We start from the raw sequence: 10,720 nt of genomic DNA on the forward strand, positions 1-10,720 counted from the left end.
CAAATAAATCAATTTCTACCTTCTAAATATCTTTCCAGCTTCCTTTTTACCCTTTGAAGTGCATTATCTATAGATTTTATGTGCCTGTCCAAATCAAGTGCAATCTCCTGATATGATTTCCCTTCAAGATAAGACATCAACACTTCCCACTCTAGATCGCTTAGCACCTCACCTATTTTAGACTCGATATTATTAAACTCTTCTCTGCTTATTATGAGTTCTTCAGGGTCAGATATTTTAGTGCCTGATAGCACATCTAATAAAGTCCTGTCTGATTCCTCATCATATATAGGTTTATTCAACGAAATATATGAATTCAAAGGAATATGCTTTTGTCTTGTGGCTGTTTTTATGGCAGTAATTATCTGTCTTGTTATGCACAGTTCAGCAAAAGCCCTAAAAGAAGATAATTTATCCCTGCGGAAATCCCTTATGGCTTTATATAAGCCTATCATTCCCTCTTGGACAATATCCTCTCTATCTGCCCCTATCAAAAAATATGACCTTGCCTTTGCTCTTACAAAATTCCTATATTTGTTGATCAAATACTCTAATGCAATACTATCTCCATTCTTTGCATACTCTACTATATCCTCATCCAACATCATTTCATAGTCCACAGGAGCCTTCTTTATTGCATTAATGTCCACCCACATCTCCCCCAAATAATCAAATAAAGGCCACTTATATACACAATATTATACATTACACTTCAAGCAATAGTCAAGGTTATCATTCTCTTCTCCACTTTTCCAATTTTTTAACTGTCAAGGGATGCAACCTATTGCCCAGTTTATGCGGTACAGGCTTTACATTATCAATAAATTTAACCCTCATATTGTTATACCCTAACATCACTTCTTTATACAGTTCCCGGGCTGACATTCTCAATGCACCATTTGCCATAACGATATTCTGTTCTATCCGATCAGAAGTTGCAACTTTTATTATCAAATCATCCATTTTCTTTGAATAAGTATATCTCTCTATATATCTGTCGGCAGTCTCCCCTTCCTTTGTAAACACAACTTCTAAACCGCTATAAAGTATATGATTTTCAATATTCCCTTGAACCATATGGCCATCAAAAACGATGATGATGAAATTGCCCTTAAACCCTTGATAACTCGACAGTATATCTATGAGCTTTTGACGGGCATCTTCTATATTATTGTTATCTTTTATTTGTTTGAGCTCAGTCCAAGCATTTATTATATTATAACCATCAACCAACAAATACTCCTTCAAAACATTACCCCCCGCTCCGCCTTTGTCTAGCCACTTCATATATTAATATACCTGCGGCAACTGACGCATTTAAGGATTGTATATGTCCTCCCATAGGAATACTGATGATGAAATCACATTTTTGCTTGACTAGTCTACCCAAGCCTTTTCCTTCATTACCCACAACTAAAGCTAAACTGCCGTCAAGTTCTGCTCTAGAACATTCCTGGCCTTGCATATCTGCACCCGCTACCCAAACACCTTGCTCTTTCAGTCTATCTATGGTATTTGCTATATTTGTTACTCTACAAATAGGAATATAATGAATAGCACCAGCAGAAACTTTAGCTACTGTTGTATTTACCTGTGCAGCCCTTCTTTTAGGAATGATAATACCGTGAACCCCCAGACACTCAGCCACTCTTATTATCGAACCTAAATTTTGAGGATCTTCTATTTCATCCAGTATAACTATAAAAGGATATTCTCCCTTTGAATGGGCGCTATCCAATATGTCCTCAATTGTTGAATATTCATAAGGGGGCATCAATGCCACAACTCCTTGGTTGTTGGGAGTGGTAGATATCCTGTCGATTTCATGCCTGTCTATTATAGATAAATCGATCCCTCTTTTAGAGGCTAGACTTTCAATTTCTTCAACGACTTTACCTCTAGCAGTCTTTGAAATAAATATCTCCTTAACATCCTTATTAGATTTAAGGGCTTCTAATACTGGGTTTCTTCCTTGGATATAAAGATATTCACTATTATCTTTATTATAGAACATTTCTTGCCCCTCTTTCTAAATTAGTCTGCTAAAAAACAAGCGTTTAAAATTTCATTAAGCCTTTCTGCTTGACCCATAAGAAATAAATACCCGATCAAAGCTTCCAATCCTGTGGCATACCTATATTTAATAACATCTGCATTTTTAGGCACAGTATGTGGTTTAACGTTTCTACCTCTTCTGACAATTTCTTTCTCTTGATCAGTAAGCATATTCATTATCTTGCCCAATGTATTCGCCTGTCCCTCAGCTTTTACATATTTAATGGTCTCTATATGCATTTTATGAACGGTAATTTTTTTGTTTTTTAACAGCATAGTCCTAATAAATGTATCATATACGCTATCTCCTATATAAGCAAGTAAAAGGGGGGACAAAGCTAGTACTTCCTTCTCATCAAATGTCACGTCCCCCATGATTGTGTTTTTGGGGTTTTCAGTCATTTTTATATCTCCCGAGTTCTCTTCCATTTTACCCCATCAGGAGTATCTTCAAGAATTATACCCTGTTTTGCTAATCGATCACGTATTTCATCAGCCAGCGCCCAATTTTTTTGTTTCCTAGCCTCTTGCCTTTCCTGGATCAGTTTTTCTATCTCTCCATCTAATACTTGCTTTTGTTTATTTAGTATTCCTAATACTGAAGAAAGTTTTACAAGTGTATTGTATGCTGCCAATACTAGCTCCCTAGAAGATGAATTGCTTAAGTTTAAATTGGAGAACTTGACCAATTCAAATAATGCTGCTATTGCATCTGCAGTATTTATATCATCATCCATAGCTTTTTCGAACTTATCCTTATATCTTTCTAGGCTGTCAAACAATTCTAGCTCGTTCTTTCCCATCGATCTATCTTGAGCTCTATCCAGTATATACTCAAGATTATTTTTTGCATTATAAAGCCTCCCTAGACTGCTCTTTGCTTGCTCAATCAAATCCTTGCTAAAATTAATAGGGCTTCTATAGTGGGCTGAAAGCATAAAAAATCTCACTACTTCCGGGTCATACTCTTGAATTATATCTCTCACTGTAAAAAAGTTGCCCAGGGACTTTGACATTTTTTTATTATCCACATTTATATAACCGTTATGCAACCAGTATCTTGCAAAGGGCTTTCCTGTTGCAGACTCGCTTTGAGCTATCTCGTTTTCATGGTGAGGAAATATTAAATCCTGTCCTCCAGAATGAATATCTATAGTATCCCCTAAATATTTAGTTGCCATAACAGAACATTCTATGTGCCAGCCCGGCCTTCCTTTGCCCCAAGGACTATCCCAGCCAGGCTCCCCAGCCTTTTGTGCCTTCCATACTGCAAAATCCATTGGGTTCTTTTTCTTTTGGTTGACTTCTATCCTAGCTCCGCTTTCTAGTTCTTCTAAATTCTGGTGTGATAACTTGCCGTACTCATCAAACTTATAGGTATCAAAATATACATCCCCGTCTATGACATAAGCATAACCTTTATCAATGATCTTTTGTATAAACTTTATGATATCTTGAATATGCTCTGTAGCTTTAGGGTGCACTGTCGCCCTTTTTATACCTAGTGCATCAGCGTCTGTAAAATATTCTTTTATGAATTTTTCTCCTAATTCTTTAACACTTATATTCATTTGATTTGCTTTATTTATCATCTTATCGTCAATATCGGTAAAATTTTGTATAAAGGTTACATCATATCCTTTATACTCCATATATCTTCTCAACGTATCAAATACTATAAAAGGCCTTGCATTGCCGATATGGATATAGTTATATACCGTTGGGCCACATGAATACATAGTAACTTGCTTATCTTTCAACGGCATAAAATCTTCTTTTTTTCTAGATAAAGTATTATATAGCTTCATTTTTATAATTCGCCTCCAGTGAAATCAATTTTTCTTCCAGTTCTTTAACCTTATGGATCAACTTTTCCAAATCCTCATTTACGGGATCTGGCAATTTTACTTGATCTAAATCTATATCACATGCCTTATCCCTTTCATAAAATGGTTTATTATCTTTTCTGACTATCCTCCCTGGCACTCCTACAACAGTACAGTCTTTTGGCACTTCCTTCAATACAACTGCTCCTGCACCTATTTTAGAATTATCTCCTACTTTAAAAGGACCTAATACTTTGGCCCCGCAACTTATCACTACGTTATCGCCAATAGTAGGGTGCCTTTTGCCTGTTTCCTTTCCAGTACCCCCTAAAGTCGCTCCTTGATATATTGTTACATTATTCCCTATTTCAGTAGTCTCACCTATAACAACTCCCATACCATGGTCAATAAACAGCCCTTTTCCGATCTTTGCTCCGGGATGGATTTCTATACCGGTAAAAAACCTATTCAGCTGCGAAATTATCCTAGCAAATAATTTCATGTTTTTATTTTGAAAAAAATGAGCTATTCTATGCAAAAGGATGGCATGAAATCCTGAATAACAGAGGATTACTTCAAACCAATTTCTAGCCGCAGGATCACGTTCTAATACTGCTTTTATGTCATGTTTTATATTATCAAACATATACACATAAACCTCCTTTATAAAACAAAAAACTTCGTCTTTTATATCACAACAAAGACGAAGTTTTACCTCGCGGTTCCACTTTGCTTGAGCAAAACGCTCCACCTCGGAAAATATAACGGCATCTTGCCGGGAACCTTCCATCCATAAAAAGACGTGGTTCCTGCTCCCGGGCGCATTTCAACAAAAATTGATCAAAACCACTTTCAGCCGGTGATGGTTTTTCTCTGTAGATTTTATTTGTCTACTTCTCCCATTCATCACAAAATATTAATTTTTATTTATATATTATACAACATCTTTTAGTATCAAATCAATTCTATTCAGTATTTTTTCCCTACCCAATATATCAAAAATCTCATAAAGTTCAGGTCCATGGGTTTGCCCTGTAAGAGCTACTCGTATAGGCATATACAGGCCTTTACCCTTAACACCGGTCTCTTTTCTCAAAATTTTGAACAGCTGACGTGAAAATTCTTGGTCTATTATATCTGCCTCTTGTATCTTTTTCTTCAAAGTTTCTAGCAACATAGGCACATGGTCAGCGCTTAAAACTTCTTTAGCTTGTTTATCCATCTCCACCTCTTGTTGAAAATAGATCTTTAACTCTTGGTCTATTTGATCAATATAGGATAAGCTGTCTTTTACCGAAATAACAGCCTTTTTAATCCAGTTATACATTGATTCGTCTACCGGTTGTTTTACATAGCCTTTTTCTACTAACCGGGGAATAGCCAGTTTAGTAATCCTATCCGCACTGCTTTCTTTTATATAATGGGCATTTATCCAGTTTAATTTTTTTATATCGAATACAGGATTGGATTTAGATACTCTATTCATAGCAAACTGTGATATTATCTCTTCTTTTATAAACAGCTCCTGCTCACCTTCCGGGGACCAGCTCAGCAGAGAAAGATAATTAAACAAGGCTTCAGGAAGGTAGCCTTTTTCCCTATATTGCCCTACAAAAGTATTGCCATGCCGCTTGCTCAGCTTGGTTCTGTCCGGTCCCAATATCAACGGTGCATGTGCAAACATAGGTATATCAAATCCCAGTGCTTTATAAATGAGGATCTGCTTGGGTGTATTGGACAGATGATCTTCTCCCCTTATCACATGGGTAATCTCCATCAATGCATCATCTACTACAACGGCAAAATTGTAAGTAGGCATCCCATCTGATTTAAATATAACCATATCTCCACCAAGAGTATCTGCCTTCATTGTTATTTTACCCTTTATCATATCTTCAAAAACAATTACTTGGTCTTCAGGGACTTTGAATCGAATTATGGGTTTTCTGCCTCGTTTTTTATACTCTTCTATCTGCCCCGGTGACAGGTTTCTACACCTACCTGAATACTTAGGAATACCGCCTTTCTGCACTGATAACTTTTTGTCTTGTTCTACTTCTTCGGGAGTACAATAACAATAATAGGCATATCCTGAGTCTATAAGCTGCTTAGCGTATTGTTTATACAGTTCTAATCTCTCACTCTGCCTATATGGACCATACTGTCCTCCTTTGTCCGGTCCTTCGTCCCAATCTATTCCCAACCAGTTTAATTCATCATATATACATTGTTCATATTCACCGGATGATCTTTTTAAATCTGTATCCTCTATTCTTAATACAAATTCCGCATTCGCATTGCTTCGCGCAAACAAATAATTGAACAAAGCTGTCCTCATATTCCCTAAATGTATTGCTCCTGTAGGACTGGGAGCAAACCTAGTTCTTATCTTAGGCATTTTTATCCCCCTTAGTCAATATGTATGTATATTACTTCGATTATTAGTTTCTCTCTTAAAATAAAGATGCTATCCATTTGAAAAGGTTGCCTATTGCATCAGCTATAACCCTAAATATATTCCTTGCTTCTTCAGACGAAAGATTTTCCCTAAGGTCAGGAATTAAACTAATCATCTTTTTGATAAATTGAACAATGTTTTCTATGTCTTGCTCACTCAATTCTACGCCGATTTCTTTAGCAACCTGTTTAACAATTTCTCTTATATCCTGTTCGTCTTTAACGTCCTTATCAGCCACTTTCTCTTTAACTATCTTAATGAGTTCAGAGGCTTTATCAGGACCTATCTTTTTTGAAAGTTCTACTGTTTGTAATATCTCTTCTCCTGCAAGCTTTTTATTATCCAATTGGATATCTTCACCGGTTATATCTTCAAAACCTTTCATTATACCGGTTAAAGCAGTTGTACCTGATACATTAAAAGGCGCTGCAACAACCACCTTTGCATCTTTTACTCCTGCTGTGACCAAGGCATTTCTGTACATATCAGATGTAACATGTGTCACATTATGGGTCTCTATATCCAACCCATAACCTTCTTCCTTCTTCTCAATATATGCACATGAGATGGCCTTAGTACCTATCACTTCCCTAGATGCAATTCCTTCTAATTGTTTCCTAGCTTCATCTATTGTAACTTCTATAGTCTTCACTTCATCAGGCTGAACTCCAAATAATTGAAGCATCTGCTGCTTATCACTTTCCTTTATGTCGGCCCCAAAAGTAACTATTGTATCCGACTGTTGTGCGTATGCAAATGACTGCACTGCAATAAAAATCAACAAAACCAATGCCAATACCCTTTTCATGAGAAAACCTCCCAACAATATTATCTTTCTCTTAATATTTTCCCATACTTACCAAATTATACATCTACAGTACACACAGCCCATGCTGCTATACCCTCACCCCTTCCCTCAAATCCAAGGTTCTCTGTTGTAGTGGCTTTTAAGTTGATGTTTTGTTTGTCTATATCCAATATACCACATATGTTGTGCAATATCTCCTGTTTATATTTATTTATATAAGGCTTCTGTGCAATTATTACCATATCAATGTTATTTATTCTATATCCTTTTTGCCTGATAAGTTCATATACTTCACGTAATAATAAAAGGCTGCTCACATCTTTAAACCTAGGATCCCGGTCGGGAAACTTTTGCCCAATATCTCCCTCTCCCGCCGCTCCTAACAAGCAATCCATCAATGCATGCAGCAAAACATCCCCATCCGAATGACCTTTAAGTCCTTTTTCGTAAGGAATATGTACCCCCCCAAGAATCAGCTGTTCACCTTTAACCAATTGATGCACATCATATCCTATTCCTACGCGCAAGCCGGCCACCCTCCCTAGTCCTGATCACACTTTCACAATAAGCTATGTCTTCTTCAGTTGTTATCTTTATATTGTCATAACTACCTTCTACCATCTTTACGGGATAACCAAAAGTCTCTGCAAGAAAGGCATCATCAGTGCCTATGATTTTTGAACTATATGCCTTATTATAGCAGTCTGTTATTATATCATACCTGAAAATTTGCGGCGTATGTACAGCCCATAACTTCTGCCTGTCCGGAGTATTTGAAATAACATTGTCTCCATCCACAACCTTTATTGTATCTTTAACAGGCATACCAGTTACAGCGCAGCCATATTCTACAGCACAAACCAAAGTATCCAGTATTATTTTATCTGTTACAAGGGGTCTAACCCCATCGTGTATCACCACATAGTCAGTATCCCGCTTTAGAGCTTTGAGGCAGTTATACACAGAATCAGTCCTGGTTTCGCCACCCTCTACCACAGCCCTTACCTTTGTAAATCCATATGTATTAACAATATCATATTTACAATAATTTATATCTTCAATATTGATTGCAAGAACTATATTGTCTATATATTCACAGGATTGAAAAACTTCTATAGTACGTGCAAGCACCGGCATACCCTCTAAATTAATAAACTGTTTTCTTAAAGGAGTGTTCATCCTCTGACCTCTCCCTGCCGCTACGATAACAGCCGAAATATTATAGTCACCTAATTGTCCCATTGTTATCACCATCTGTTTTCTAAACTGGTTTTATTATCTTTTGCTTTTTCTCTAATAATATTATCATAAGTCCTAATAATATTATCATAAATAATAATAATTGGCTATAAAAAAACCTTCTCGGATTTGAGAAGGCTTACTAGACTGCTCTACCTACAGACTTTGGTTTAGCGAATATCATTCTCCCAGCTGCGGTCTGGAGCACGCTGGTAACTAACACTTCTATAGTTTGACCTACATGTTTTTTACCCCCATCAACAACTATCATAGTTCCATCATCGAGATAGGCAACACCCTGTCCCGATTCTTTTCCATCTTTTATTACTTGTACCACCATTTCTTCGCCAGGTAATACTATGGGTTTTACAGCATTTGCAAGCTCATTTATATTCAGTACAAAAACCCCTTGAAATTCGGCAACTTTATTTAGATTATAATCATTAGTCAGTACCTTTCCATTCAACTGCTGAGCCAGCTTTAGTAATTTGCTATCCACTTCCTCGATATCAGGAAAATCCTGATTATATATCCTCACAGGTATATCAAGTTCCTTTTGCATTTTATTCAATATATCTAAACCCCGTCTGCCCCTATTCCTTTTTAGTGAATCAGAAGAATCAGCAATATGTCTGAGCTCTTCTAATACAAACTCCGGTATTATCAGCTCCCCTTCTATAAAGCCTGTCATACAGATATCAAAAATTCTGCCATCTATTATTACACTGGTATCTAATATCTTTGGAGAGAGTCTTCTGTTTTTTTCGTTTTTATCCCTGGCAAAAAACCGCTTGAAGGAAAAACTTGAATCCATCTCTTCGCTCCTCTTTACTGCTATATTGATACCTAGATACCCTAATAGTATATATATAAATACTGATATCACAGCAGCCAGCCAATCTGAAGGAATTAAACGTACAGGTACGCTTATAAGAGCCGCTATTATTAATCCGACAATGAGACCAATTACACCATAAATAACATCCTTTACAGGCAACTCCTGTAACTTTCGTTCCACCGAATCTGCACAACCTATCAAAAGATCAATGATGGAGTTGGATGATAAAAATAAAATAATAAATCCTATAAGGGCACTAACTGAATATACAATAACCGAAATCAAAAAAGCAGGATTATTTATATAATTTAGAACAATTAATAAATTAATGATTAGATATGCAATACCATAGCCCAGTGCAGCTCCAATAATTGATAACAAAAATCTCAATATTTTTTTTCCCAAAATATTTCACCTCCATTTCATATTATTAACATTATATCAAATAATTATAATTAATATATAGATTTATTGATTGTTTTAAGTGAATGAATCTTTACTTGTAGTTGTTGGAAGTAATATAGAAGTGCTTTTTAAGTGGATTTTTATAAAAAAAGTAGCGTCATTACGACGCTCATATAACATTTACAGACTCTTCAATTAAATTTTCCGCATCTGATTCATCGCATTCTTTTACTAATACCAATTCGCTGACTAAAATTCTCTTCGCATTGTTCAACATCTTTCTTTCTCCGGTAGAAAGACCTTTTTCTCTATCCCTCAATATGAGGTTTCTAACAACATCTGCGACTTGAAAAATATCGCCACTCCTTATCTTTTCGAGATTTGCCCTATACCTTCTGTTCCAATTCGATGGCATTTCAGTCTCCTCGCCATTTAATACCTCCATCACTTTCTCTACATCGCTATCTCCTATAACATCTCTTATGCCTATATCATCTATGTTATCCATCGGAATCATAACCTTCATATCACCGATAGGCATTCTTAATACATAATACCTTTTCTTATCGCCCAGTATTTCTTTTTCCTCTATTGCCTCTATAATCCCTGCGCCATGCATGGGATATACTACTTTGTCGCCGACTTTAAACATAAAAAAACTTCCTCCTTAAAAGCTAGTAAATCCTGTTATGCTATTTATAAACACACTAACTATAAGTATACTATAATACTGGACTTTTGTCAATAAACAATTATTTTAACATATATATTATATAGTGTCAACAAGTTGTTTTTTGAACTATTCCCTTGTGTTTTTTGTCAGCACATTTAAAATACCACAAATAGAAAACTTTTACATTACTTTTAACCAGATCTATAAATAATATTCAAAAATTTGATTCCTTTCGTATATATCTTTTAATTTTTCATGGTTTTCTTTATTTAGTTAAAAAATGAAGAAACTCAAATTATGTGTGTTATTGACAAATCTAGTTATTAATATATAATTTATTTAAAGATATATTAAAGGTGGGGAGTTGATCAAGACTTATGAATGACTTGCTAATTGACGAGTTTCAGGAAAACGTAAA

At 35.7% G+C, this 10,720-nt stretch carries 12 protein-coding genes and 1 other annotated feature; all 12 genes read right to left on the bottom strand.

The window, feature by feature from the left end:
* Positions 1-8: 8 nt before the first annotated feature.
* The gene (gene sigH, locus PHP06_09140) at positions 9-650 is read right to left on the bottom strand and encodes an RNA polymerase sporulation sigma factor SigH (GenBank protein ID MDD3840717.1); all 642 of its coding nucleotides are present in this window, start codon (positions 648-650) and stop codon (positions 9-11) included.
* 82 nt (positions 651-732) lie between these two features.
* The gene (locus PHP06_09145; GenBank protein ID MDD3840718.1) at positions 733-1,248 is read right to left on the bottom strand and encodes an NYN domain-containing protein; all 516 of its coding nucleotides are present in this window, start codon (positions 1,246-1,248) and stop codon (positions 733-735) included.
* A 4-nt stretch (positions 1,249-1,252) separates the two neighbouring features.
* Positions 1,253-2,014, bottom strand: coding sequence for a 23S rRNA (guanosine(2251)-2'-O)-methyltransferase RlmB (gene rlmB / locus PHP06_09150; GenBank protein MDD3840719.1), 762 nt, complete (start codon positions 2,012-2,014; stop codon positions 1,253-1,255).
* 20 nt (positions 2,015-2,034) lie between these two features.
* On the bottom strand, positions 2,035-2,430 hold the full coding sequence (locus PHP06_09155) for a ribonuclease III domain-containing protein (GenBank protein MDD3840720.1): 396 nt from the start codon (positions 2,428-2,430) through the stop codon (positions 2,035-2,037).
* A gap of 29 nt (positions 2,431-2,459) precedes the next feature.
* Positions 2,460-3,863: a cysteine--tRNA ligase gene (cysS, locus tag PHP06_09160; GenBank protein ID MDD3840721.1), complete on the bottom strand. Its 1,404-nt coding sequence runs from the start codon at positions 3,861-3,863 to the stop codon at positions 2,460-2,462.
* Positions 3,850-4,527, bottom strand: coding sequence for a serine O-acetyltransferase (gene cysE / locus PHP06_09165; protein ID MDD3840722.1), 678 nt, complete (start codon positions 4,525-4,527; stop codon positions 3,850-3,852). Before cysE ends, cysS begins: the two co-directional genes overlap by 14 nt.
* A 50-nt stretch (positions 4,528-4,577) precedes the next feature.
* Positions 4,578-4,797 (bottom strand) — a binding site (T-box leader).
* 18 nt (positions 4,798-4,815) lie between these two features.
* Positions 4,816-6,279 (bottom strand): glutamate--tRNA ligase, encoded by a 1,464-nt coding sequence (gene gltX, locus PHP06_09170; GenBank protein ID MDD3840723.1) that lies wholly within the window; start codon positions 6,277-6,279, stop codon positions 4,816-4,818.
* A gap of 55 nt (positions 6,280-6,334) precedes the next feature.
* Positions 6,335-7,147 carry a DUF1002 domain-containing protein gene (locus tag PHP06_09175; GenBank protein ID MDD3840724.1) on the bottom strand — a complete coding sequence of 271 codons (813 nt, stop codon included), beginning with the start codon at positions 7,145-7,147 and terminating at the stop codon, positions 6,335-6,337.
* A gap of 56 nt (positions 7,148-7,203) precedes the next feature.
* Positions 7,204-7,674, bottom strand: a complete 471-nt coding sequence (ispF, locus tag PHP06_09180) for a 2-C-methyl-D-erythritol 2,4-cyclodiphosphate synthase (GenBank protein MDD3840725.1) — start codon at positions 7,672-7,674, stop codon at positions 7,204-7,206.
* Positions 7,652-8,389, bottom strand: a complete 738-nt coding sequence (gene ispD / locus PHP06_09185) for a 2-C-methyl-D-erythritol 4-phosphate cytidylyltransferase (protein ID MDD3840726.1) — start codon at positions 8,387-8,389, stop codon at positions 7,652-7,654. The genes ispF and ispD overlap by 23 nt, the downstream gene beginning before the upstream one ends.
* A 139-nt stretch (positions 8,390-8,528) precedes the next feature.
* Positions 8,529-9,629 (bottom strand): PIN/TRAM domain-containing protein, encoded by a 1,101-nt coding sequence (locus PHP06_09190; GenBank protein ID MDD3840727.1) that lies wholly within the window; start codon positions 9,627-9,629, stop codon positions 8,529-8,531.
* 169 nt (positions 9,630-9,798) lie between these two features.
* Entirely contained in the window at positions 9,799-10,281 is a 483-nt protein-coding gene (locus PHP06_09195) for a CarD family transcriptional regulator (GenBank protein ID MDD3840728.1), read from the bottom strand.
* Positions 10,282-10,720: the final 439 nt, after the last annotated feature.

It is taken from the genome of Clostridia bacterium (genome assembly GCA_028698525.1).
Lineage (GTDB): Bacteria > Bacillota > Clostridia > JAQVDB01 > JAQVDB01 > JAQVDB01.